The organism is Pseudomonadota bacterium (genome assembly GCA_016195085.1).
GTDB lineage: Bacteria > Pseudomonadota > Alphaproteobacteria > SHVZ01 > SHVZ01 > JACQAG01.
In genome coordinates this window covers 23477-48694 of the sequence record JACQAG010000015.1, presented here as the reverse complement: position 1 = coordinate 48694, position 25218 = coordinate 23477, and the positions used below count along the sequence as shown (strand labels likewise).

Below are 25218 nucleotides of genomic sequence, written 5' to 3'. Positions count from 1 at the left end.
TACCAACAGGAACCATCCTGTCTTACGCGTTCTCTCTACCAAGACGCGCGAGCCAAAACAGCACCTAAAAGCGCCGCCGCCCACGCATCCCTTCCATCCTATAAACACTGTCAAAGAGCAATGCCCGATGCACAGCGCCACCGGGCAAGAGGCGCGGCTTATACGCTGCGCACCCTAGCCTGTCAACATTCTCCGGCCTCGCCCCCGAGGCAGGCTCGGAGGAATGCGCGCGGGCCGTTTTCAAGGGTGCGCGCGATCGCGTATTGCGCCGTCAGTCGGCCGCCGCCTTGACCGGTATGCCGCCGATCAGCAGGCCGCCCTCGCCGGTCGAAACCGACACGACCTCGCCCTCGTGGATCTTGCCCTCGAGGATCAAGCTCGCCAGCGGATTCTGCAGCGCCCGTTGGATCACGCGCTTCAGCGGCCGCGCGCCATAGACCGGATCGTAGCCGGCCGCCGCGAGCCAGGCGCGCGCCGATTCGTCGACCTCGAGCGTGATCTTGCGATCCGCCAGCATGTGCTGCAGGCGCTCCAGCTGGATATCGACGATGCCGGCCATCTGCTGGCGGCTCAAGCGCCGGAACAAGAGGATCTCATCCAGCCGGTTCAGGAACTCCGGCCGGAAGGCGCTGCGCACGATCGCCATCACCTCAGCGCGCACCTCTTCGCTCTCCTGGCCTTCGCTCTGGCTCGCTAGAACCTCGCTGCCGAGATTGGATGTCAGCACGATGATCGTGTTCCGGAAATCGACGGTGCGCCCCTGGCCGTCGGTCAAGCGGCCGTCGTCCAGCACCTGCAAGAGCACGTTGAAGACGTCGGGATGCGCCTTCTCGACCTCGTCGAACAGCACGACCTGGTAAGGGCGCCGCCTGACCGCCTCGGTCAAGGCGCCGCCTTCGTCATAGCCGACATAGCCCGGCGGCGCGCCGATGAGCCGGCTCACCGCGTGCTTTTCCATGTATTCCGACATGTCGATGCGGACCATGGCGGCCTCGTCGTCGAACAGGAACGCGGCCAGCGCCTTGGTGAGCTCGGTCTTGCCAACGCCGGTCGGGCCTAAGAACAGGAAGGAGCCGATCGGACGGTGCGGATCCTGCAGCCCGGCGCGCGCCCGCCTGACCGCGTTGGCGACGGCGATAATCGCCTCGTCCTGGCCGATGACGCGGGCGCGCAAGGCCGCTTCCATGCGCAAGAGCTTCTCGCGCTCGCCCGTTAGCATCTTGTCGACGGGAATGCCGGTCCAACGCGAGACCACGGCGGCGATGTCCTGCTCGGTCACCGCCTCCTTCAGCATGTGCTTGCCGGCCGCACCCTCCGCCCCCAAGAGCTGCTTCTCGAGCGTGGGGATGATGCCGTATTTGAGCTCGCCCGCGCGCGCCAAGTTGCCCTGGCGCTGCGCGATCTCGAGCTCGCCGCGGGCGTGGTCCAGCTGCTCCTTCAACTTTTGCGAGCCCGAGAGACGGCTCTTCTCCGCCTGCCACTCCAGCATCAGGTCCTTGAGGTCCGCCTCCAGCCCCTCGAGCTCGCCTTCGAGCCGCTCCAGGCGCTCGCGCGAGGCCGGATCGCTTTCCTTCTTTAAGGCCTCGCGCTCGATCTTGAGCTGGATGATGCGTCGGTCGAGCTCGTCGATCGCCTCGGGCTTGGAATCGACCTCCATGCGCAGCCGGCTCCCCGCCTCGTCGACGAGGTCGATCGCCTTGTCGGGGAGGAACCGGTCGGAGATGTAGCGGTGCGACAAGGTCGCCGCCGCGACGATGGCGCTGTCGGTGATGCGCACGCCGTGATGGACCTCGTATTTCTCCTTCAGGCCGCGGAGGATCGAGATCGTGTCCTCGACCGTCGGCTCGGCGACGAAGACCGGCTGGAAGCGCCGGGCCAGGGCGGCATCCTTCTCGATGTGCTTGCGATACTCATCGAGCGTGGTGGCACCGACGCAGTGCAGCTCGCCGCGGGCGAGCGCCGGCTTCAGCATGTTGGAGGCATCCATCGCACCTTCGGCCTTGCCGGCGCCGACCAGCGTGTGCAGCTCGTCGATGAACAGCACGATCTCGCCGGCGGCAGCCGAGATCTCGGCCATCACCGCCTTCAGGCGCTCTTCGAACTCGCCGCGGAACTTCGCGCCGGCGATGAGGGCGCCCAGATCGAGGGCGAGCAACCGCTTGCCCTTGAGGCTCTCCGGCACGTCGCCATTGACGATGCGAAGCGCCAAGCCCTCCACGATCGCCGTCTTGCCGACCCCGGGTTCGCCGATCAGCACCGGATTGTTCTTAGTGCGCCGGGACAAGACCTGAATGGTGCGGCGGATCTCCTCGTCACGGCCAATGACCGGATCGAGCTTTCCCTCCCGCGCCACCTGGGTGAGATCGCGGGCGTATTTCTTCAAGGCGTCAAAGCCGGCCTCGGCGCCGGCGGTATCGGCTTTGCGGCCCTTGCGCAGTTCGTCGATGGTCCGGTTCAGGCCTTGCGGCGTGACACCGTTCTCCTTGAAGATGCGCGCCGCCGGCGATCCTTCGGAGAGCGCCAAGGCCAATGCCAGGCGCTCGACGGTGACGAAGCTGTCGCCGGCCTTTGTCGCCAGCTCCTCGGCACGCTCGAAGACTCGGGCGGTTTCCGGCGCGAGATACACCTGGCCGGCGCCGCCGCCCTCGACCCGCGGCACCTTGCCCAGCTCCGCCTCGACCGAGGCGCGAATGCGCTCGAGGTTGCCGCCGGCGTTCTTCACCAGGCCCGCGATCAAGCCTTCTTTGTCGTCGAGCAGCACCTTCAAGAGATGCTCGGGCGTCAGCCGCTGATGGCCGCGCCGCATCGCCAGATCCTGCGCCACCTGGATGAAGCCGCGAGAGCGTTCGGAATATTTCTCGAAATCCATGAATTTCCCCTCTCGACCGCCGGCTCACGAGCGAGCCCGGCGTCTCCGGCCGCCCTGGAGCCGACCGACTGAAAACCATATGGGCGTGTCAAAACGGACACACAAGGGATTCAGGACGGCCGGACCCATGGCTCAGACGGGCTCCTAGCCCTAAGCTCCCGCCCATGCCGATCCTGGTCAGTGGCCTCTACCGCTACCCTGTCAAAGGCCTGACGGCCGAGTCCTTGACCTGCGTCAAACTATCGCCCGGGCGCGGCTTTCCCCATGACCGGCGGTTCGCCATCGCCCACGGCACCACCCAATACGACCAGACCGAGCCCCGCTGGCAGCCGAAGACCGCCTTCCTCCAGCTCATGAGCAATTCGAGGTTGGCGACGCTCACGGCGGATTTCGAGGCAGATTCCGGCACGTTGACGCTCGCCCGCGACGGCCGCACGGTGGCCCGGGGCCAGGTCACGACGCCGATCGGTCGCACCATCATCGACCAGTTTTTGAGGGCCTATCTCGCCCAGGATGCCCGCGGCCAGCCTCGCCTGGTGGAGGCGCCGGAAACCGGGCTCGCCGACGTCTCGCACCCGCGTGTCTCGATCATCGGCGAAGCCAGCGTCGAGGATCTGGCCCGGGTCGTGGGTCGGCCGGTCGAGAAGCTGCGCTTTCGCGCCAATGTCTATCTAACGGGGAGCACGGCCTGGGAGGAGCTGTCTTGGGTCGGAAGCGAGATCCGGCTTGGCAGCGCCCGGATGAGGGTCGCCAAGCCCATCGCGCGGTGCGCCGCCACCACGGTCAATCCGGCGACGGCGGAACGCGATCTTGCCATCCCGCGCGATCTCGAGCGCGGCTTTGGCCATGTCCATATGGGCGTCTACGCAGAAGTGCTCGCCCCCGGAACCGTCAGCCTTGGCGACGCTCTGGAACCGCTGCCCGGCGGTCCCGCATAGCCAAGATTGGCTGGGCTAACCGAGAGCGGCCGGGCTAACCGAGATTCGGTTCGCGCGGCGGCAAGAGCGGCTGGCCGCCCTCGTCCACTTCGTCCAGGTCGCCGCCGAGGAGCGGCTGGCCTCCGGCCCCGACCGGCAGACCGCTCGACGGCAGGCCGCCCGGCGGCCCCAGGGGGTCGCCTGGATTGCGCTGGCCATTGCCGTTCTGCAGGCCGCCCGGACCTTGGTGGGCCTGGGTATTGGCCAAGTCCGCGCTGATAATGCGGAAATAATGCTCGGCATGCTGGAAGTAGTTCTCCGCCGCCACCCGGTCGCCCGCCGCCGAAGCGTCGCGCGCGAGCTGCAGATACTTCTCATGCACCTGGTAGGCATTGCCGCGAATTCGAACGTCTGGACCGTTCGAGTCGAAAGTCTGGAGCCGAAGCGGTAGATGGTGCTTGCGGCCACCGCCGCCGCCGCTACCACCGCCACCGCCATTGCCGCGGCCCCGCGACCGCTTGGGGTGAGGACCTTGTCTCATATTGCCTTAGTTTTGACCATGTGGAATGACAAGCGGCGATCCGCGCGCTGTGGTCCCAGACCTCACCTTGAAGGTTCTGGACCCCGGTTATGATGATCTTTTGTTCGGGCGCCCCCCTGGGCGCGGAGCCAGCGGCTCGTCTATGCAGGCAACCGTAGTCGGAACGCGCGGTAAATCCAACAGATATTTTGGGCCTGGCCTGTTTTTCTTAGGCACTGTTGCCGGCCCGAACCAGGGTGAGACAGCGCTCGATCGCCGATAAGTCCCGCCGCCGTTCGACGGTTCTGAGCCCGGACGCCCGCAAGATCGCCTCCACCTCGTCGGCTTGGCCCCGTCCGACCTCCACCACCGCGAAGCCGGCGGACCCGATGAGGCGAAGGAGTTCGGCCCCGAGCCGCCGGTACTGCTCGAGCCCGTCGGACCCGCCGATGAGTGCCAGGCGGGGTTCGTGGCGAGCCACCTCGGGCTCAAGCTGCTCGATCTCGCCCGTCGGCAAATAGGGCGGATTGCACAAGATGAGATCGTAGGGACCATCGAGCCCCGCACCCCAATCGCCCTCTTGAAATCGAACCCGACCGGCAAGGCCGTGGCGGGCCGCGTTCCGCCCGGCGACGGCGACAGCCTCCGGGTCGATATCGATGCCGAGTCCGGTGGCGAGCGGCCTCTCGCTCAACAGCGCCAGCAACAGGCAACCGCTGCCGGTGCCGAGGTCGAGAACCGCAAGCGGTGTTTCCGGCCGGCTTACCGCAAGTGCCGCCTCGATCAGGGTCTCGCTGTCGGGCCTGGGGTCGAGGGTCGCCGGCGAAAGCACGAAATTGAGGCTCCAGAACTCACGGTGGCCGACGATCCGGCTCACCGGCTCGCGCCCAACGCGCCGGGCAATGAACCGCTGATACTGGTCGCTGACCGCCGGCGGCAGGCTCACCTCGCCAGCGCCCATCAGGGGCTCGAGCGGCCCCCCCAGCGCATGCGCCAGCAGCACGCGGGCATCCAGGCGCGGCTGCGGCACGCCGGCTTGAGCCAGGATCTGGACGGCCTGGCTCAGCTCCTCGCCGATGGTCATGCCAGCGTCGCCATCCGCTCGGCCTCGTCCTCGGCGGTGAGCGCGTCCACGAACTCGTCCAAGGCTTCGCCCAGCAGCACCTTCTCGATCTTGTAGAGGGTGAGATTGATGCGGTGGTCGGTCACGCGACCCTGCGGGTAGTTGTAGGTGCGGATACGCTCGGAACGGTCGCCGGAGCCGATCTGGCTCTTCCGGTTGGCGGCCCGCTCGGCTTCCTGCCTCTCGCGCTGGGCTTGATAAATCCGGGCGCGCAGCACCTTGAGCGCCTTCGCCTTGTTGCGATGCTGCGACTTCTCGTCCTGCTGCTGCACGACGATCCCAGTCGGCAGATGCGTGATGCGGACGGCGGAGTCGGTGGTGTTGACCGATTGGCCGCCGGGGCCGCTCGAACGGAAGACGTCGATGCGGAGGTCCTTCTCCTCGATATGGACGTCCACCTCTTCGGCTTCCGGCAGCACGGCCACGGTCGCCGTCGAGGTGTGAATACGGCCCGATGCCTCGGTTGCCGGCACCCGCTGCACCCGGTGCACGCCCGACTCGAATTTGAGCCTGGCGAAGACATTGCGCCCGACGATCGAGGCGGTCGCATCCTTGAAGCCGCCGAGTGCCGTCTCCGACAGATCCATCGTCTCGAACTTCCAACCCTTGAGCTGCGCGAAACGCTGATACATGCGAAAGAGCTCGGAGGCGAACAGCGCCGCCTCGTCGCCGCCGGTGCCCGCCCTCACCTCGAGGATGGCGTTCTTGGTATCCGCCTCGTCCTTCGGCAGGAGCAGGACCTGCACGGCGCGCTCGAGCTTGGGGACACGCGCCTCGAGCTCGCCACGTTCGGTCTCGGCCAAAGTCTTCATCTCGCTGTCCGTCGAGCCATCGGCGATGATCTCGTTCAGGCCCTCGATCTCGGCGCGAACCTGCCGAAGCCGCTTGATCTCGTCAGTGATCGGCGTGAGCTCGGCATATTCCTTCGACATCTTGGCGAAGCTGCCGGGATCGACGCGCTCCGCGGCCAGCGCTTCCGACAGCTCGGCATGGCGCGCCACCACCTTGTCGAGCTTCGCGTCCAAACTCATGCCTCATCCTCCAGGCGAAACAACATACGGACCAGCCCTTCCGCGTCGGACTGCAGGCCGGGATCCTCGGCCGCCAGGCGCCGCAACGCCTCGGAGGGATCATGCAACAGCCGGTTGATCAGGAGCTCGGTTGCACGCTCGACATCGCCGGTCTCCCCCAGGATCTCGGCCCTGAGCCGCTCGAACCGGCGGCGGAGCGCCACTACGGCGGGCACCGCTCGGCGCTCGGCCCGGCTCTCGGAAAACCGGCGCGCCTCCTCGGCGACGATCGCCCGCGCGGCCTCCGCCGCCAGCGTACGCTGCGTCCGCCCGGCGAGCGCCACGCGCTCCAAATCGTCGATTCCGTAGAGGAAAGCCCCATCGAGATCGTTGATGGCGGGCTCGACATCGCGGGGCACCGCCATGTCGGCGAAGAACATCGGCCGGCGGCGGCGTTGGCGCAAGGCCTGAGCAACCATGGGGAGCGTCAGAGCCAGACGCCCCTCGCCCTGACAGGCGACGATCACGTCGGCTCCGATCAGCAGGCGGTCGAGCTCCGAGAGCGAGGCGAAGTTGCACCCGAATGCCCGCGCCAGCGCCTCGGCACGGTGCGGCTGGCGGGCGACGACCACGAGCTGACCCAGGCCGGCCCGTTGCAGCTGATCCACCAGGAGCTGGCCCATGTCGCCGGTGCCGATGAGCAGGCCGCTGGCGCGTCCGAGCTCGCCATGCAGGTCGCGGGCGAGCTGGACGGCGCAGGCCGCCATCGACACGGGATGCTCGGCGATCGCCGTTTCGCTGCGCACGCGCTTGGCGCAGGCATAGGCGGCCTGCAGCACGGCTTCCAGCTCGCCGCCGAGCCCGCCCAGCTCGCGGGCCAGACGGTGCGCGGCCTTGAGCTGGCCCAGGACCTGCGGCTCGCCCAGGATTTGGCTCTCGAGCGCCGATGCGATGGCGAAGAGCTGGGCGATGGCGGCCTCGCCCTCGAAACTTCGCGCCATCGCCAGCACGTCGTTCTCGTTGAGGCCCGCATGCCGGGCAAGGCGCTGAAGGCCGTTGCGGGCGGCTTCAGTCTCGGAGGCGATGCCGATCGCCACGACGCGGTCGCAGGTGGACAGCGTCAGAACCTCGGAGAAGCCGGCGCTCCGGAGCTCCTGCAAGGCGGTCGGCACCGCCGGCTCCTCGATGAACAAGCGCTCGCGCAACTCGGCCGGTGCCGACCGATGATCGAGGCCGACGACGACGAGGCGGCCAGCGCGTGGCTCCTCGGCCATCGCTCCGCTAGCGGTAGCGGCTGAGGCGCTCGGCCAAGCCGTCGAGCGGGACCTCCACCTGCTCGCCCGTATCAAGGTCACGCAGAGTGGCGGCGTTGCGGGCGAGCTCGTTCTCGCCGATGAGCAAGGCGGCGGCGGCATTCAGCTTGTTCGCCCGCTTCAAGCGCCGCGCCAAATTGCCGCCATAGCCATGCTCGACGGTGAACCCGTCGCGGCGAAGCCGGTGGGCGAGCTGAAGCGCCTTCGCCTCGGCCGCCTCGCCGATCGGCACCACCGCGATCGGGCGGGTGAGCGGCGGCAGATCTTCCACCAGCATGGCCATGCGCTCGATCCCCGCCGCCCAGCCAACACCGGGCGTCGCCGGCCCGCCCATGGCCTCCACCAGGCCATCATAGCGCCCGCCGCCCATGACCGTGCCCTGGGCGCCCAAGGCGCCGGTTATGAACTCGAAGGCGGTATGGCAGTAATAGTCGAGGCCGCGGACCAGGCGGGGATTGATCGTGTAGGCGATGCCGAGCGCATCCAAGCCATTGCGGACGTCGGCGAAGAAGGCCGCTGCCGAGTTGGTGAGGTAGGCGCTGTAGATCGGCGCGTTCGCCAAGATCCGGCGGTCGCCCTCGTCCTTGGAATCGAGGATGCGGAGCGGATTGCGCTCCAAGCGATCGAGGCTGTCCTTGGACAATCCGCCGCGATGGCCGCTGAGATAATCGACCAGCACCTTGCGATAGGCGGCGCGGCTGTCACTGTCGCCAAGCGTGTTGAGCTCGAGGGTGCAGCGCTCGAGGATGGCGAGCTTGTCCAGGATCTCGGCACCGAGAGCCACCACCTCGATGTCGGCCTGCGGGGCGGGAACGCCCAAGAGCTCGACGTCGATCTGATGGAATTGCCGCAAGCGCCCCTTCTGCGGCCGCTCATAGCGGAACATCGGACCATGGCAGAAATACTTCAGCGGCAAGTGCTGGCTGAGCCCGCCTGAAATGAGCGCGCGGGCGATGCCGGCGGTGGCCTCGGGGCGCAAGGTCACCTCCTCGCCGCCACGGTCGGTGAAGGTGTACATCTCCTTCGACACGATGTCGGAGGTTTCGCCCAAGGTGCGGCGGAACACGTCGGAGAATTCGAAGATCGGCGTCGATATCTCGGCGAAGCCGAAGCGCTCGGCGATGCGCCGGGCGGTATCGATCACATGTCGATGCCGCCGGCTGTCTTCCGGCAAAAGATCGTGGGTGCCGCGAACCGGCTGCAACGCTGCCAAGGACCGAGATCTCCAGCTATTCGGCGGCTCTCGCGCTTTCCTTGAAAGCGCTTTGCGTCGCCGCGGGCTTCGCGGCTTCGATCTCGGCCGCCTTCTTCTCGACGAGACCGACGAGATGGTCGACGATGTCCTTGTCCTTCAGACGATGCGCCGGCTGGCCGTTCAGGTAGACCATGTGCGTCCCGCTGCCGCCGCCGGTGAAGCCGATATCGGTTTCCCGCGCCTCGCCCGGACCGTTGACCACGCAGCCGATCACCGAGAGGGTCATCGGCGTGGTGATATGGGTCAACCGCTCCTCCAGGGCCTCCACCGTCTTGATGACATCGTATTGCTGGCGGGCGCAGGACGGGCAGGCGATCACCGTCACCCCACGGCGCCTGATCCCAAGGCCTTTCAAGATGTCGTAGCCGACCTTCACCTCTTCCACCGGATCGGCCGACAGCGACACGCGAATGGTGTCGCCGATGCCGCTCCACAACAGCATGCCGAGACCGATCGAAGACTTGACGGTGCCGAGGCGCTGGGCGCCCGCCTCGGTGATGCCGATGTGCAAGGGATAGTCGCAGGCCTCGGCCAAGCCCTGATAGGCGGCGACCGCCAGGAACACATCGGAGGCCTTCACGCTGATCTTGAACTCGTGGAAGTCGTGATCCTGCAGAATCTTCGCGTGGTTGAGGGCGCTCTCGACCATCGCCTCGGGACAGGGCTCGCCGAACTTCTCCAGGAGGTCGCGCTCGAGCGAGCCGGCATTGACGCCGATGCGCATGGAGCAGCCATGATCCTTGGCCGCCTTGACCACGTCGCGCACGCGGTCGGCCGAGCCGATATTGCCGGGATTGATGCGCAGGCACGCAGCCCCCGCCTCGGCCGCCTCGATGGCGCGCTTATAGTGGAAATGGATGTCGGCCACGATCGGGATCTTCGCCGCCTTGACGATGGTCCTGAGAGCGGCGGTCGACTCCACATCCGGGCACGATACGCGCACGATGTCGCAGCCCGCCTCCTCCGCCCGCCGAATCTGGTCGATGGTGGCCTTGGCATCCGCGGTCGGCGTGTTGGTCATCGTCTGCACGGCGATGGGCGCATCGCCGCCGACCGGGACCGATCCCACATGGATCTTGCGGCAGGCGCGGCGATGGACGTCGCGGTAGGGGCGAATGCTCATGACTTCGAACTCCGTCGGGCGCCTTCCGGCAACGGAAGCAGCGCCTATCGATGCAGGCGAGGAAGTAGCACGGAGCCAGTGGCCTCGAACAGAGCCGAGCGAGGCTCCTCGAGCTGGACGAGGCTTAAGACCTAGGTGCGGCGGTGCCGGATTTCAGCCGTTCCGGGTCGAGGACGATGTCGCGCCGGACCTGGCCGCGGGGGCCGACGGCCGGCACCAGCTCGCCATCGACCAAGACTTCAAGGGCGCCCGCATTGCCGGTGAGCAGGGTGAGCCCCGAGCGATCGGGAACCCGCACGAAATCGCCAGGCTTCAGCACCCGGGTAATGACCGGCGAATTGTCGGCGTCGCGAACCTGAACCCAGCTTTCCTCCTTGGCCCGCAGCATGACCCGGCCGCCGCCGGTCTCGACCGCCGGCGCCGCCGGCACGGCGGCCAGCTGCGAGCGGGGCGGGGTGGCGGAGGCCGCACGCTGGGAACTGTCGGCGACGGCGGTCGGCGGCCGCTCCTCCGGGGGCGGAGCCACCCCATCTTCTTCCTCGGCGGCCTCTTCGACCGGCCCGGGCTCCGCCGAAGCGCTCGCCGCGGTGGCGGACTCGCCGGAAATGGGCGGCGCCGGTTGACTGCCGGCCGCGCTCGCGGTTTGGCTTGGGGCGGCAACCGGGCTCGGTGCGGCGGCAACGGGGCTGATCGGCGAAGCCGAACCCAGCGCCGCACGCGGCTGATCGGGAAGGCTCCGCGTCACCGCGGCCTCGGCCTGATCGGCGCGCGGCAGCCGCAAGGTCACCGGCTCGCCCGAGGGCGCCAGGTTGGAGACGATCTGCGCGAGGCGCGCCGGCACCTCGGGCACCAGCTCCACCAGCGACCGCTCGCGCGCCGTCAGCCAGTACCAGGCGCCGTAGGCGAGCACGCCAAGCACGATCGATGCGAACAACACCGCGCCACCGGGAACGCGGCCCTCCGGCGGCGGCGAGGGAAAGGTCAGCACCGGAACGCGGTCGATCCCGTTCGCCTCTTGCTTGAACCGGGCCAGGGCCTCCTCGACGTCGAGCCCGAGAAGGCCGGCATAGGCGCGCACGAAGCCGATGGCATAGGCGCGACCGGGCAGGACGTCGTAGCGGCCGTCTTCTATGGCTCGCAAGTAATCGGGGCGGATCTTGAGCGCGCTGGCGACGGCGACCAGCTCATAGTCCCGGAACTCCCGGGCGCGCCTCAGCTCGGTTCCGAGCGACGTCTTGATCAGCGTCGGTCCCAGCACGCGCGCATCGTCGCCCGCCCCCGATTCGGGCGGCGCGATCTCGCGCTCTTTATGCTGTCGCAACGCCATTGGTAATCCACTCAGCTTGGACGTTACTTGGCCAGTATAGGGTCCGCTACTTCTTTTGCCTCAAATTAGGTTAAAAGACCCATCGCAAGTCGCTACTAAAAAATAGCAAAATCAGAGCGATGAAGGCAACACTTTAAACGTTAACACCATGATCTTGTGCAAAGCCCCTGAGTTTTTCCCTAACGCTATGGTCCGGCAGGTCGAGTAATGATTGCAGGTACTGCCGGAGCGGCAGAATAGCAAGACTCCGCGCCATAGTCTTGACCGCGCCGACGGTGGCCGGCGGCATCGACAGGCTGCGGAAGCCGAGACCCAAAAGCGCCATCGCCTCCAAGGGCCGGCTCGCCATCTCTCCGCACATGGTCAACGGGACCCGCGCCCGCTCGCAGGCCTGGGCGAGGCGCCAGAGGAGCGAGAGCACGGGCGGCGACAAGGGATCGTAGCGCTCCGCCATCCTCGGGCTGCCGCGGTCGCTGGCAAAGAAGAACTGCAAGAGATCGTTCGATCCGACCGAGACGAAATCGACCCGCTGAAGCAATGCCGGAAGCTGATAAAGGAGCGCCGGCACTTCCAGCATGGCGCCCACCTTGACCGCGCTCGGCGGCTCGAGCACACCTTCGCCGCCCAGGGACTCCCGCGCCCGCTCGAGCTCGAGCTCCAGGATCGCCCGCGCCAGGGTGAGCTCGGCCACCTCGGCCACCATCGGAAACATGACGAAGAGCCGCCGCCCCGCTGCCGCCCGGACCAGCGCGCGCAGCTGCTGGCGCAGCATCGAGGGACGATCGAGGGAAATGCGCAGCGCGCGCCAGCCCATGGCCGGGTTCTCGTCTTCGGCGTAGGAGAAATACGGCAGACGCTTGTCGCCGCCGGCATCGAGCGTGCGGAACACCACCGGCTTGTCGCCGGCGCGCTGCAGCACATGGCGATAGACGGTCGTCTGATCCTCGAGGCTGGGATAGTGGGTGCGCACCATGAAGGGAATCTCGGTGCGATAGAGACCGACGCCGTCGGCGCCGGTGTCCTCGAGCTGGGCCACATCCATGAGCAGACCGGCGTTGAGATAGAGCGCGATCGGCGTGCCGTCGAGGGTCACCGCCGGCAAATCCTTGAGCTGGAAGTAGTGGGCGCGGCGCGCTTGGCTCGCCGCCACCGTGCTGGCAATGGTCTCGACGATATCCTCGGAAGGCCTGACATAGACGACGCCGTGGGTTCCGTCGACGACGATGCGATCGCCGGGCTCGACGGTGGTGCGGATGTTGGGCACGCGGGCGACCGTCGGCAGATCCAGAGCGCGCGCCACGATGGCGACATGGGCGGTGGGCGAGCCCTCCTCCAGGACGAGGGCTCTGAGCCGCGTGCGATCGTAGTCGAGCAGCTCCGCCGGCCCCATGTTGCGGGCGATCAGCACGGCATCCTCCGGCAGCTCGCGCCCGCGGTCGGCGCCGGCGAGATGCGCCAGGAGCCGGTTGTTCAGGTCCTCGAGATCCAGCAGCCGCTCGCGCAGATACGGATCGGCGATCTGCGCCATGCGCGCGCGGGTGTCGTTCTGCACCTTCTGCACCGCAGCTTCGGCGGTCAACCCCGAGCCGATCGCCTCGCGAATGCGCCCGAGCCAGCCGCGGTCTTCCGCGAACATGCGATAGGTCTCGAGCACGTCGCGGTGCTCGCCCGCATGCGCGAGCTCGCCATCCTCGAGAAGATCATCCAGCTCATCGTGCATCTCCGAGACGGCGCGCTTCAGCCGTTCGAGCTCAAGAGCGGGATCCTCGGCGACGAGCTGATGCACGGTGATGCGCGGCGTGTGCAGGACCGCGCTGCCGATCGCCAGGCCGTCATGGAGCCGCGTGCCCTCGAGCCTGGCGGGCAAGAGCGAGGTTTCATCCGCCGTCCCCGGCTCCGCCAGACCGACGAGATGGCCGCCGGCGACCAGCTCGGCCACCACCATGGCGATGGTCTCGAGCGCCTCGACCTCCTCCTCGGCATATTGCCGCTTCGATCGGTTCTGCACGACGAGAACGCCCAAGGTGCGGCCGCCGCGCAGCATCGGCACGCCCATCAGCGAGTGATAGACCTCCTCGCCGGTCTCCGGGCGGTAGGCGAAGTTGGGATGGCTCTGCGCGTCGGCGAGCGCCAGCGGCCGGGCATTGAGCGCCACGTCGCCGACGAGGCCTTCGCCGACCCTGAGGCGGGTGCGGTGCACCGCTTCCTGCTTCAGGCCTTCGGTCGCAAACAGCTCGAGCACACCGCCGCGCACCACGTAGCAGGAGCAGACCTCGGCCACCATCTCGGCGGCGATCAGACGCACGATCCGGTCGAGCCGCTCCTGGCCCGAGCCGGGACCAGCCATGACGTCGCGCAAGCGCTTGAGCAAAAGCCGGGGACCGCCACTCCAGGCGCCGGCGGCTTGCATCATCCGGCCGCTCCGATCCGCTCCTGGCGGGCGATCGTGGCGATCGCCTGGCCGACGAGCTCATCGAGGATCGTCTCGGTCGACTGCTCGCTCTTGACCATGCCGACGCTTTGGCCGGCCATCAGCGAGCCGTTCTCCACATCGCCGTCGATGACCGCCCGGCGCAAGGCGCCCGCCCAGAAATGCTCGATCTCGAGCTGGGCGGATTTCTGGTCGATCTCGCCCTTGTTGAAGCGCTCGATCACCTGGCGTTGGGTTTCGAGAAAGCGCTGGCTCGCCTTGTTCTCCAGCGCTCTGACCGGGATCACCGGAAAGCGCCGGTCGAGCTGCAGCGAGGGCATGGCGTCGCGCGCGACGGCGCGGATGAACGCCTGCTTGAAGCGCGGATGGGCGATCGATTCCCTCGCACAGACGAAGCGGGTGCCGAGCTGGCAGCCGCTGGCGCCCATCTCCAGATAGCTGGCGATGGCCTCGCCGCGGCCGATGCCGCCGGCGACGAACACCGGCACCTCGCTCACCGCCGGCAGGATCTCCTGGGCCAGCACACTGGTCGACACCGGGCCGATATGGCCACCCGCCTCGGTGCCTTCGATGATGAGCGCATCCACCCCGCCGCGGATCAGCTTCTTGGCGAAGACCACGGCTGGGGCGAAGCCCATGACCTTGACGCCGGCATCCTTGAGCCGGCGGACGATCGCCGTCGGCGGCAGACCGCCGGCGAGCACGACGTGGCTCACCTCGGCAGCGATGCAGGCCTCGGCCAGGCCCATCAGTTCCGGATGCATGACAATGAGGTTGACGCCGAAGGGCTTGGCGGTGAGCCGGGTCGTCGCCTCGATCTCCTCGCTGAGCCGCGAAGGCGTCATCGAGCCCGAGGCCAGCACGCCGAAGCCGCCGCCATTGGAGATGGCGGCCACCAGATTGTGCTCCGAGACCCAGGTCATGGCGCCGCCCATCACGGCGAGCCTCACGCCGAGGAAGTCTCGACCGCGGCGCCAGAGGCGATCGAGCCGGGCCTCGGCGTCCGCCGTCACCTCAGGCGCCGTCGAGGCCGTAGGCCGTATGCAGCGCGCGGACGGCAAGCTCGGTGTATTCCTCCGCGATCAGCACGCTCACCTTGATCTCCGAGGTGGAGATCACCTGGATGTTGATGCCCTTCTCCGCCAAGGTCCGGAACATGCGCTGGGCGACGCCCGCATGGCTGCGCATGCCGACGCCGATCACGGATACCTTGACCACGTTCGGATCGGAGACCAGATCGGCGAATCCCAAGCTTTTCCGGTTCTGCCCGAGCACGGCCAGCGCGCGCTCGAGGTCGGCGCGCGCCACGGTGAAGGTGATGTCGGCCTGGCGCCCGTCCTCCGAGGCGTTCTGCACGATCATGTCGACGTTGACCGCCGCATCCGCCAGCGGTCCGAAGATGCCGGCCGCGACGCCTGGGCGGTCGGCCACTTTGACCACGGTGATCTTCGCCTCGTCCCGGCTGTAGGCGATGCCGCTCACCAGTTCCTGTTCCACGATCTCGTCCTCGCCTACCACAAGGGTCCCGGGCGCATCCACGAAGCTGGAAAGCACCTGCACCCTGACCCGGTGCTTCATCGCCATTTCCACCGAGCGCGTCTGCAGGACCTTGGCGCCGAGGGACGCCATCTCCAGCATCTCCTCATAGGTGATCTTATCGAGCTTGCGCGCCTTCGTCACGATCCGGGGGTCGGTCGTGTAGACCCCATCGACATCGGTGAAGATGTCGCAACGGTCGGCAGCGAGCGCCGCCGCCAACGCCACCGCAGATGTGTCCGATCCGCCGCGCCCCAGCGTGGTCACGCGCTGGTCGGGGCCGAGCCCCTGGAATCCGGCGACGACGGCGACCTGGCCTTGCGCGAATCGGCGAATCAGCTCGGCCGTCTCGATGCCCTCGATGCGCGCTTTGCCGTGCACCCCGTCGGTTCTGACCGGCAGCTGCCAGCCGAGCCAGGAGCGGGCGTTGACGCCGATGCTCTGCAAGGCGATCGCGAGGAGACCCACGGTCACCTGCTCGCCCGAGGCGACCACCGCGTCGTATTCGCGCGCGTCGTGCAGCTGGCCCGCCTCGGTGCACCAGTTGACCAGCTGGTTGGTGGACCCGGCCATGGCGGAGACCACCACGGCGATCTCGTGGCCGGCGTCCGCCTCGCGTTTCACCCGAAGCGCCACGTTCTTTATGCGCTCGACATCGGCGACGGAGGTGCCGCCGAATTTCATCACCAGTCTTGCCATGGGATCCGGGCCGGCATGGGGCCTAAGAGGGTCCTCGAAGCGGACCCGAGATGGTTCAAGTGCGACGCGCGGGCTATAGATATGGGAAGTCCCGGGCGGGAGCAAGATTGGCCGCCGGGAGAGGCGTGAGGAGCGAATAGGGGCTAGAGCCATGCCGACCGCGACCAGCGTCGATGCCGCCGAGATCGAGCGCTTCGCCAAGCTGGCGGATGCGTGGTGGGATCCGCAGGGCGCCTTCCGCCCGCTGCACAAGCTCAACCCCGTGCGCTTGGCCTTCATCCGCGATCAACTCAGCTTCCATTACCGCCGCGAGCCCACGGCAAAGCGGCCGCTCGCCGGCTTGCGCCTCCTCGACATCGGCTGCGGCGGCGGCCTGGTGAGCGAGCCGATGGCGCGGCTCGGGGCCGAGGTGGTCGGCATCGATGCGGGCGAGAAGAATGTCGTGGTCGCGCGCCTGCATGCCGAGCAAGCAGGCCTCGCGATCGACTACCGCTCGGGCACCGCCGAGGCGCTTTGGCAAGCGGGCGAGCGCTTCGATGCGGTCCTCAATCTGGAGGTGGTCGAGCACGTGGCCGATGTGGAGCTGTTCATCCAGGCCTCAGCCGGCTTGCTCAAGCCCGGCGGCGCCATGGTCGTGGCCACGCTCAATCGCACCGCCAAGGCCTTCGCCTTCGCCATCCTCGGGGCCGAGTATGTGCTGGGCTGGGTGCCGCGGGGCACGCATTCCTGGACCAAGTTCGTCCGCCCCTCGGAGCTGGACGCCGCACTGCGCCTTTCGGGCATGCGGCTCCAGCAGCTTTCGGGGGTGAGCTATAGCCCGCTGGCGGATAGCTGGCGCCTCAGCAAGGACCTCGACGTCAACTATCTCGGCTTCGCGGTCAAGGACTGAGGTGGGAGATCAGTTGTCGGCGGGCGGAACCCAGGGCACCCGGTTGACGGTGATGCCTTCATCCTTGAGCGCCTCAGCCTCGGTGTCGCTCGCCTCGCCGTAGATGCCGCGCTGCTCGGTCTCGCCGTAATGGATCTTCCTTGCCTCTTCCGGGAAGCGTTCGCCGACATAGTCGCAGTTGTCCTCGATCTGCTTGCGCACCCCGCGGAGCGCCTTCAGCATCTCGGCTTGCTCGACATTCACCATCTTCTCGTTCTTCGCCGGGAGCTTGCTCTCTCCGCGGCGAGAGCGGGCGAGCCGGGGCGCCATCAGCGCCTTCTCGACCTTCTTGCTGCCGCAGACCGGGCAAATGATTTTGCGCGCCTTGGCTTGCTGATCGTAACCGGCGCTGTCGCGGAACCAGCCCTCGAAGGAATGGCCATCCTTGCATCTGAGATCGTAAAGGATCATTCGGCCCCAGTCCTCAAATCCGACCCCGCTCTTGGCGCCGCCTGGTCCAGCCCCCCAGGATCGCACCAGCGTCGAATCGTCATGCTACGGTAATTCAAGTGGCATCGGAAGATCGCCAAGGCAAGAGCTTACGATGGCTCGGTCGGCGCTTCATGGGATGGTGACGCCTTGATGCCACAGACGCCGGCTTGCGACTCCTCCCCCCAAGTCTCGTCCTGGGTCGAACGCTTCGCCCGGCTGGTGCCTTCCGGCGGGACGGTCTTGGACCTGGCAGCAGGGAGCGGCCGCCACACGCGCTTCTTCAGGCGGCTCGGCTACCGCGTCCTCGCCGTCGATCGGGACATCGCTGGTCTTGCCGATCTCGCAGAGGACGCCGCCGTCGAGGTGGTCGCTGCCGATCTCGAGTCGGGCGCGCCGTGGCCCTTGGGCCAAGGGCGCTTCGCCGGCGTCGTCGTTGCCAACTATCTCTGGCGGCCCTTGTTGCCGGCGATCCTCGGCGCCGTCGCTCCCGGCGGCGCCCTGCTCTACGAGACCTTCGCCGTCGGCAATGAGCGCTTCGGCCGACCTCGCAATCCCGATTTCCTGCTCCGCCCGGGCGAGCTTCTGGAGGCCGTCCATGGCGCGCTGGCGGTGATCGCCTACGAGCATCTCGAGGTGGCGACGCCAAGACCCGCCCTGGTGCAGCGGATCGCCGCGATCAAGCCGGCTGGCTGAGCTTGCCGGCGATGGCGCGACCGGCGCGCAAGACCTCATCCGAAAGCGGCGTGCCGCCGACCGCGCGCGCAAGCTGGATGCCGCCGAAACACAAGGCCAGGATCGCCAAGGTCTCGGCCCGGCGCTCGGATTCGTCCCGCCCCGGCATCTGCAGAGCGACGGCGGCGATCAGCCGTTCCAGATCGCCGGCGATGGCATGGCGGGTCGGCTCGGCGGCCCGCGCCAGCTCGGAGAGCGCCGGGGCCAAGGGACAGCCGGCTTCCGGCTGATCGCGATGGCCGCGGTTCAAATAGCGGCGCACGAAGGCTTGCACGAACTCGGGTCCGCTGATGGCCTCGAGCCCGGCCAGCCAGAGCGCCTGCGACTCCCCGAGCGCCGCACCCAGCGCCTCGGCGACGAGCGCGTCCTTCGAGCGGAAATGCGCGTAGAAGCCGCCCACGGTCAACCCGGCCCGCGCCATGATCTTGTCCACGCTGGCGCCGGCGAGCCCGCCGGTGCGCAGCATGGCTCCCGCCGCCTTGAGGATGCGCTCGCGCGTGCGCGGCTTATGATCGGCGGCGTAGCGCATGCCTCAGCTTTTCGCCTCCAGGATCATGCAGGTGGTGGTCGCATGGGCGAAGAGCTTGCCCGCCTCGTCGAGGACCTTGCTCTCGGCGGTGGCGATGCGCCCGCCGCGATGCAGCACCCGGCCTTCGCAGGTGAGGCGACCGGTCTCGGCCGTGGCCGCGCGCACGTAGTTCACCGACAGCTCGAGCGTGGTGAAGAAGGTTGCCGGCGGCAGGGTCGACAGGATCGCGCAGCCCATGGCCGAGTCGCAGAGGGTGGCCAAGAGACCGCCATGCACGGTGGCCATCGGATTGTAGTGATGCTCGCCGGGCTCGACCGCGAACACCGCCACGCCCGGCTCGGCGGATTCCAGCTCCAGCCCAAGCAGCCGGGCCATCGGCGGCGGCGCCACCGCGCCCGCCACGATGGCGCGCAGAAAACCGAGACCGTCGAGGCCGCTTGCCGCCGCCAGCCCCGCCTGCGGGTCCTGCCACTCGATCGTCCGGCGCCGGGTTTGGTCGCTCACGTCGTTCATGTCGCCACCATGCAATTAGATTATATAGATAATATTATAATTCAAATGTCATGGCAAAGCCGTGCCGAGCGACCGCGGCGACTGGCAAAGAAAACGCTTCTGTGTGTGATCGGGGTCACATCCGGGGGGAGCGGATGGGAGGACACTAGGATCGGATCGAGACACTGCCGAGCCCCACTCCTCCCCCGGGGTTCGACCGTCACGGTCCCTCCAGACAACTCGCCCCGCGCGCTCGCGCGGGGCACTTTTTATTGGCGACGCCCCCCGGGAGGGTCGGGGAGGGGGTGATCCTCACCCCCTCCCAAAGTCCACCCCGCTTAGGCGCGGTTCATGCGCTGATCGACCAGATCCTTGACCACGGTTGGATCGGCCAGGGTCGAGGTGTCGCCCAGCTGGTCGTGCTCGTTGGCGGCGATCTTGCGCAAGATCCGGCGCATGATCTTGCCCGAGCGGGTCTTGGGCAATCCCGGCGCCCATTGGATGAGGTCGGGCGAGGCGATCGGCCCGATCTCCTTGCGCACCCATTGCACCAGCTCCTTGCGCAAAATGTCGGTCGGCTGCTCGCCCATCTTGAGCGTCACATAGGCGTAGATGCCCTGGCCCTTGATGTCGTGCGGGTAGCCGACGACGGCGGCCTCGGCCACCTTCTTGTGCGCGACCAAGGCACTCTCGATCTCCGCGGTGCCGAGCCGGTGGCCGGACACGTTGATCACGTCGTCGACGCGGCCGGTGATCCAGTAGTAGCCATCGGCATCGCGCCTGGCGCCGTCGCCGGTGAAGTATTTGCCTTTGAAGGCGGCGAAGTAGGTCTCGCCGAAGCGCTTATGGTCGCCATAGACGGTGCGCATCATGCCGGGCCAGGCATCCGCCAGGCAGAGATTGCCCTCGGCCTCGCCTTCCAGCTGATTGCCTTCGTTGTCGACGATGACCGGCTTGACGCCGAAGAAGGGCTTGGTGGCCGAGCCCGGCTTCGTTGCAATGGCGCCCGGAATGGGCGTGATCAGGATGCCGCCGGTTTCCGTCTGCCACCAGGTATCGACGATCGGGCAGCGCCCGTCGCCGACCACCCGGTGATACCACAGCCAGGCTTCGGGATTGATCGGCTCGCCGACGGTGCCGAGGATCCTAAGCGAGCTGCGCTTGGTGCGCTGGACCGGCGCCTCGCCCTCGCGCATCAAGGCGCGGATCGCGGTCGGCGCGGTGTAGAAAATATTGACCTTGTGCTTGTCGACGACCTGCCAGAAGCGCGAGGCATCGGGATAGTTGGGAATGCCCTCGAACATGACCGTGGTGGCGCCATTGGCGAGCGGGCCGTAGACGATGTAGCTGTGGCCGGTGACCCAGCCGACATCCGCCGTGCACCAGAAGATGTCGCCGTCGTGGTAGTCGAACACGTATTGGTGCGTGAGCGACACATAGACGAGATAGCCGCCGGTGGTGTGCAGCACGCCCTTGGGCTTGCCGGTCGAGCCCGAAGTATAGAGGATGAACAGCGGATCCTCGGCGTTCATCTCCACCGGCGGACAGTCGCTGGACACCTTGGCGGCTTCCTCGTGGTACCAGAAGTCGCGGCCGTCGACCCATTTGACGCTGCCGCCGGTGCGACGCACCACGATCATGGATTTGACGCTCGGGCATTGCTTCAAAGCCTCATCCGCGTTCGCCTTGAGCGCCACCGTCTTGCCGCCGCGCAGCCCCTCATCGGCGGTGATGACCAGGCTGGAGTCGCAGTCGCGAATCCGGTTCACCAGCGAGTCCGGCGAGAAGCCGCCGAAGACCACGGAATGGATCGCGCCGATGCGCGCGCAGGCCAGCATCGCGTAGGCGGTCTCGGGTATCATCGGCATGTAGATCGTGACCCGGTCGCCCTTCTTGACGCCGCGGGCCTTCAGCACGTTCGCGAGCCGGCATACATTCTGGTGCAGCTCGGCGTAGCTCACATGCTTCTGCTCGTTCGGGCTGTCGCCTTCCCACAGAATCGCCGTCTGGTCGGCGCGGGTGGCAAGATGGCGATCGATGCAGTTGTAGGAAATGTTGAGGGTGCCGTCGTGGAACCAGCGCACGCGGATGTCGCCGGTGAAGGAGACATCCTTCACCTTGCTGTAGGGCTTGATCCAATGGATCCGCTTGCCCTGCTCCGCCCAGAAGCCCTCGGGATCGTCGATCGAGCGCTGATACAGCGCCTCGTATTTCGCCGCATCGATCCAAGCGCGTTTGGCCAAGGACTCGGACACGGGAAACAAGGTCGTGTTGCTCATGGCGCCGGCATTCCTCCAAGCTAGTCTTTGTTTCCTTTGGCCTTTTCGGATCGGATCGAGATCCTGAAGAGACCTCCGAATTATCCATGGATTGATCGGCAGAGACAAGCCGCACAGGGCCGTGGCCGGGCGCGGCCAAGCAATTGCCGCAATCCTCTGCGAGATGACAGTCCAAACGCGCCTCTATAGTGTCGGATCCGGATCTCCCACCCATGACAGCGCCTGCGATGATCGGCCTACGCCTGTTGATTGCCGCTCTCTTCGGGGCCTGGCTCACGCTTGCGCCGGGAATGGCAAGCGCGCAGACGCGCCCACCCGCCGCCGCCCAATCCCACAGCCAGCCGGCGCAGGCGCTGGCAGCGGCAAGCGCGGCCGCCACCGCCATTCCGCCCGATCAGCTGAAGAGCCTCATCGGCACGCTCGAGAACGATGCCGAGCGCGCCAAGCTGCTGCTGCAGCTGAAGGCGCTGCTGGCGCTCCATGCACCGCCCGCGCAGCCGAGCGAAGATAGCCCGGTCGAGGCCTTGGGCCAGCTGGCGCTCACCACCTTGGCTGCCCGCATCAATCAGCTGAGCACCGACATTCTCTCGGCGACCGACGTGCTGACGGTGCTGCCGCGCGTCGGCTCCTGGGTCCAGGAGCTGATCTTCGAGACCGACCAACGCGCGCAAGCGCAGGAAGTCCTGATCAAGCTGGCACTCGTGCTCGGCTCGGCGCTGGCCGGCGAGGCCTTGGTTTGGCTAGGGCTGACACGGGTGCGCCGCCTCCTGGAAGCCAAGCGTGGCCGGAATCTGCTGAGCCGCCTCGGACTGCTCCTCATGCGCGCCGCGACCGAGCTGGCGCCGATCGCGGTCTTCGGCATCACCGCCTATCTCTCTTTGCCGCTGACCGAGCCCAGCTTGCGCACCGCGCTGGTTGCCGGAACGTTGATCTACGCCTTGCTCTTGGCCCGAGCGGTCAACCTCGCCGGCCGGTTGCTGCTCTCGCCCTATAGCGCCGGGCTCAGGGTGCCGGCGATCGAGGACGAGACGGCGGCCTATCTCTATCTCTGGATTCGCCGCTTCGGCGGCCTGTGGATCTACGGCTACTTCCTTCTCGATGCCTCGCTGTTCCTGGGCCTGCCCTATGGCGTCTATCGGGCGCTTGTGCATTTCCTCGGCCTCGTCCTGGCGACCCTGGGTGTGATCTTCATCCTGCAGAATCGCGCCGCGGTTGCCGATTGGCTGCGGGGGCCGTCGAGTGCCGAGCCGGCCTTAAGCCCGGATGGTCTCGGCAGCGGCATCGTCCGCCTGAAGCGCCGGTCCGCCGATATCTGGCATGGGCTCGCCATCTTCTATCTGGTTGCGATCTATCTCGTCTGGGCGCTCTCCGTGGATGGCGGCTTTCCCTTCATTCTCAGGGGAACGCTGCTGACGGCGATCGTGCTCCTGGCTGCGCGGCTTGCCTCGCTCGGCCAGCGCCGGCTCGTGACCTACGTCTTCTCGATCGCCGAGGACGTGAAGCGTGCCTATCCCATGCTGGAAAAGCGCGCCAATCTCTATCTGCCGATCCTGAAGACGGTATTCGACGCGGTGATCTTCCTGTTCGCCGGATTCGCGCTCTTGGAATCCTGGGGCGTCGCCAGCTTCGCCTGGCTCAGCACCGATCTCGGCCGCCGGCTCACCGGCATCGTCGTCAACATCGCCTTCGTGCTGGGCATCGCCGTCATCTTCTGGGAGACGGTGAGCGCGCTCATCGAGCGGTCGCTGAAGCGCCTGGATCTCGCCGGCAACACCGCCGACCACCGCGCCCGCATGCGCACCTTCCTGCCGCTCATGCACAACGCCATCTTCATCATGCTGGTGGTGGTGGTCAGCCTCGTGGTCCTGTCCGAGCTCGGCGTCAACATCGCGCCCTTGCTCGCCGGCGCCGGCGTGATCGGCCTTGCCGTCGGCTTCGGCTCCCAGACCTTGGTCAAGGACGTCATCACCGGGCTCTTCATCCTGTTCGAGGACACGATCAATGTCGGCGACGTCGTCGACATCGACGGACGCTCGGGCGTGGTCGAATCGATCTCGATCCGCACCATCCGCATGCGCGACGTGCAGGGAGCTCAGATCACCATCCCGTTCAGCCAGGTGAACGCGGTCAAGAACATGACCAAGGATTTCGGCTACTACGTCTTTGATATCGCCGTCGCCTATGACAGCGACGTCGACCACGTCACCGCCACCCTCCGAGAGGTGGACGAGACGGTACGCGGCGAGCGCGAGTGGGGCATCGCCATCCTCGACCGCATGGACATCTTCGGCCTCGACAAGTTCACCGACACCGCGATCGTCGTCAAAGCCAGGATCAAGACCCGGCCGGGACGGCAATGGCTGGTCGGGCGCGAATACAACCGGCGCATCAAGCTCGCCTTCGATTCCGCCGGCATCGTGATGCCGCATACCGCGCCGTCGGCGCCGGCGGCGATCGCCGAGCCCGCCGACGCGGCGGCGCCGCTTCTGGGTCGACCGACCGCGGCCGCCTAAATCGCCGTCAGCGGCGCCGCGCCACCAGGAGCTTGGCGAAGAACGCCCGCTCGCTCCGCTCCACCACCAGCCCGTGATCGCCGAACAGCCGGGGCAAGTCCGCGCCGATGTAGTCGGCGTAGTAGGGTTCGTGCGCCACCGCCGGAAAGCGTTCGAGGATGGCGTCATAGGGCGGGTGATCGCCCGTCTGCAGGCTGTCGAGGAAGAGGAAGGCGCCGCCCGGCTCCAACACCCGTGCCACCTCCTTCACCACCTCGCGGCGCACCTGAGCGGGCAGCTCATGGAAGAGAAAGCTCGCCGTCACCGCCTGCATGCTGGCGCTTGCCAGCGGCAATGCCTCGGCCTTGGCATTGATGAAGACGAGCTTGGAACAGCCGTCGAGGGATCGACGCGCTTCGGTGAGGTAGGGTGGGCTCAGATCGAGCCCGAACGTCGCCAGGCGCGGATGGTTCGCCTTGATCTGGTGGAGGAGCCGACCGGTGCCGCAGCCGAGATCGAGAAGCCGCGACGGTCTGCGGCCGCGCCGGCGCAGCAGCTCCGCCAGCGGCACCAGCAGCCGGCGGCGCATGGCATCAGCGCCGCCGATGAACAACGTCTCCACCTGGTGATCGTAGAGCCGGGCCGACTTGGCGCTGAGATAGCCGTCGGACTGGTAGTGGAAGTTCTGCCGGTAATAGGCGGGGTAGCGGCTCGCCGTCGGATCCTGGCGCACATCCTCTCCATTCCGGGTGCGTCGGCGCAGAAACACGGCAGGCAGGTCGCGGAAATAGAGGAGGCTTCGATCAAGGGCATCGAGGATCGTCCAGGGCCCGATGAAGCCTCCGGGCAGCCGGTACTGGCCGGCTTCGATCGAGGCGCGATCGGCCAGAAAGAGCTGTCCCAGATCCGCCAAGACTTCGCCGAGCCCCGGCGGCCTGGCACCGCCCCTTGGGCGCGGCCTCCGCCCGGTTGGCCTGGGCTGGATGCGGACCGTCGCCAAATAGTGGCCCAGATACCAGGACACGCGAAGTCCCTGGGACAGGGCGTAGGCCGCCCGCTCGATGGCTTGCAAAGGCTGCACACGAACCCTCTGAAGTGCTCGGCATCATGCTGATGCCCTCGGGTCGGCGAAAGCAAGCGACAGGTGCTGGCAGCCGACCGGCACGGGGTTGCCAAGACGCTGAGGGTCGTGGTTTGAGAATGGAAGGAAG

Annotated in this window: 20 protein-coding genes; 4 read left to right on the top strand and 16 right to left on the bottom strand. The window is 67.1% G+C overall.

Annotated elements, in window-relative coordinates:
• Window positions 1-271: 271 nt before the first annotated feature.
• Window positions 272-2869, bottom strand: a complete 2598-nt coding sequence (gene clpB / locus HY058_04305; protein MBI3496507.1) for an ATP-dependent chaperone ClpB — start codon at window positions 2867-2869, stop codon at window positions 272-274.
• Window positions 2870-3033: 164 nt separating this feature from the next.
• Here clpB and HY058_04300 point away from each other — a divergent pair, with 164 nt between their 5' ends.
• The gene (locus HY058_04300) at window positions 3034-3807 is read left to right on the top strand and encodes an MOSC domain-containing protein (protein MBI3496506.1); all 774 of its coding nucleotides are present in this window, start codon (window positions 3034-3036) and stop codon (window positions 3805-3807) included.
• A 34-nt stretch (window positions 3808-3841) separates the two neighbouring features.
• Here HY058_04300 and HY058_04295 read toward each other — a convergent pair whose 3' ends face one another.
• The 10 genes from HY058_04295 to HY058_04250 form a co-directional block, all read right to left on the bottom strand.
• Window positions 3842-4327 (bottom strand): DUF4167 domain-containing protein, encoded by a 486-nt coding sequence (locus HY058_04295; GenBank protein MBI3496505.1) that lies wholly within the window; start codon window positions 4325-4327, stop codon window positions 3842-3844.
• Between the two features lie 208 nt (window positions 4328-4535).
• Window positions 4536-5390 carry a peptide chain release factor N(5)-glutamine methyltransferase gene (gene prmC / locus HY058_04290; GenBank protein MBI3496504.1) on the bottom strand — a complete coding sequence of 285 codons (855 nt, stop codon included), beginning with the start codon at window positions 5388-5390 and terminating at the stop codon, window positions 4536-4538.
• Window positions 5387-6460 (bottom strand): peptide chain release factor 1, encoded by a 1074-nt coding sequence (gene prfA / locus HY058_04285; GenBank protein ID MBI3496503.1) that lies wholly within the window; start codon window positions 6458-6460, stop codon window positions 5387-5389. The genes prmC and prfA overlap by 4 nt, the downstream gene beginning before the upstream one ends.
• On the bottom strand, window positions 6457-7713 hold the full coding sequence (locus HY058_04280; protein MBI3496502.1) for a glutamyl-tRNA reductase: 1257 nt from the start codon (window positions 7711-7713) through the stop codon (window positions 6457-6459). Before HY058_04280 ends, prfA begins: the two co-directional genes overlap by 4 nt.
• Window positions 7714-7720: 7 nt before the next feature.
• Window positions 7721-8965 carry a histidine--tRNA ligase gene (locus HY058_04275; GenBank protein ID MBI3496501.1) on the bottom strand — a complete coding sequence of 415 codons (1245 nt, stop codon included), beginning with the start codon at window positions 8963-8965 and terminating at the stop codon, window positions 7721-7723.
• A gap of 16 nt (window positions 8966-8981) precedes the next feature.
• Window positions 8982-10130, bottom strand: a complete 1149-nt coding sequence (gene ispG / locus HY058_04270) for a flavodoxin-dependent (E)-4-hydroxy-3-methylbut-2-enyl-diphosphate synthase (GenBank protein MBI3496500.1) — start codon at window positions 10128-10130, stop codon at window positions 8982-8984.
• A 124-nt stretch (window positions 10131-10254) separates the two neighbouring features.
• Window positions 10255-11457 carry a DUF4115 domain-containing protein gene (locus HY058_04265; protein MBI3496499.1) on the bottom strand — a complete coding sequence of 401 codons (1203 nt, stop codon included), beginning with the start codon at window positions 11455-11457 and terminating at the stop codon, window positions 10255-10257.
• Between the two features lie 133 nt (window positions 11458-11590).
• Window positions 11591-13870, bottom strand: coding sequence for a phosphoenolpyruvate--protein phosphotransferase (gene ptsP / locus HY058_04260; protein MBI3496498.1), 2280 nt, complete (start codon window positions 13868-13870; stop codon window positions 11591-11593).
• Window positions 13867-14901, bottom strand: a complete 1035-nt coding sequence (locus HY058_04255) for a nitronate monooxygenase (GenBank protein ID MBI3496497.1) — start codon at window positions 14899-14901, stop codon at window positions 13867-13869. Before HY058_04255 ends, ptsP begins: the two co-directional genes overlap by 4 nt.
• Window position 14902: 1 nt before the next feature.
• Window positions 14903-16123: an aspartate kinase gene (locus tag HY058_04250; GenBank protein MBI3496496.1), complete on the bottom strand. Its 1221-nt coding sequence runs from the start codon at window positions 16121-16123 to the stop codon at window positions 14903-14905.
• 151 nt (window positions 16124-16274) lie between these two features.
• Between HY058_04250 and ubiG the strand changes: the two genes are divergently transcribed.
• A complete protein-coding gene (gene ubiG, locus HY058_04245; protein ID MBI3496495.1) occupies window positions 16275-17012 on the top strand; it encodes a bifunctional 2-polyprenyl-6-hydroxyphenol methylase/3-demethylubiquinol 3-O-methyltransferase UbiG in 738 nt (245 codons plus the stop codon).
• 9 nt (window positions 17013-17021) lie between these two features.
• Here the strand turns inward: ubiG and HY058_04240 are convergent, their stop codons facing one another.
• A complete protein-coding gene (locus tag HY058_04240; GenBank protein ID MBI3496494.1) occupies window positions 17022-17462 on the bottom strand; it encodes a DUF1178 family protein in 441 nt (146 codons plus the stop codon).
• A 171-nt stretch (window positions 17463-17633) separates the two neighbouring features.
• Here HY058_04240 and HY058_04235 point away from each other — a divergent pair, with 171 nt between their 5' ends.
• Window positions 17634-18176 carry a class I SAM-dependent methyltransferase gene (locus HY058_04235; protein MBI3496493.1) on the top strand — a complete coding sequence of 181 codons (543 nt, stop codon included), beginning with the start codon at window positions 17634-17636 and terminating at the stop codon, window positions 18174-18176.
• Here the strand turns inward: HY058_04235 and HY058_04230 are convergent.
• The 3 genes from HY058_04230 to acs all read right to left on the bottom strand — a co-directional run bounded on the left by HY058_04230 (window position 18160) and on the right by acs (window position 21515).
• The gene (locus tag HY058_04230; protein MBI3496492.1) at window positions 18160-18744 is read right to left on the bottom strand and encodes a TetR/AcrR family transcriptional regulator; all 585 of its coding nucleotides are present in this window, start codon (window positions 18742-18744) and stop codon (window positions 18160-18162) included. The genes HY058_04235 and HY058_04230 overlap by 17 nt on opposite strands.
• A gap of 3 nt (window positions 18745-18747) precedes the next feature.
• On the bottom strand, window positions 18748-19257 hold the full coding sequence (locus tag HY058_04225; GenBank protein MBI3496491.1) for a PaaI family thioesterase: 510 nt from the start codon (window positions 19255-19257) through the stop codon (window positions 18748-18750).
• 317 nt (window positions 19258-19574) lie between these two features.
• Window positions 19575-21515, bottom strand: coding sequence for an acetate--CoA ligase (acs, locus tag HY058_04220; GenBank protein ID MBI3496490.1), 1941 nt, complete (start codon window positions 21513-21515; stop codon window positions 19575-19577).
• Between the two features lie 212 nt (window positions 21516-21727).
• Between acs and HY058_04215 the strand changes: the two genes are divergently transcribed.
• The gene (locus HY058_04215; protein ID MBI3496489.1) at window positions 21728-24028 is read left to right on the top strand and encodes a mechanosensitive ion channel; all 2301 of its coding nucleotides are present in this window, start codon (window positions 21728-21730) and stop codon (window positions 24026-24028) included.
• 7 nt (window positions 24029-24035) lie between these two features.
• Here the strand turns inward: HY058_04215 and HY058_04210 are convergent, their stop codons facing one another.
• Window positions 24036-25088: a methyltransferase domain-containing protein gene (locus HY058_04210; protein ID MBI3496488.1), complete on the bottom strand. Its 1053-nt coding sequence runs from the start codon at window positions 25086-25088 to the stop codon at window positions 24036-24038.
• Between the last annotated feature and the right edge of the window lie 130 nt (window positions 25089-25218).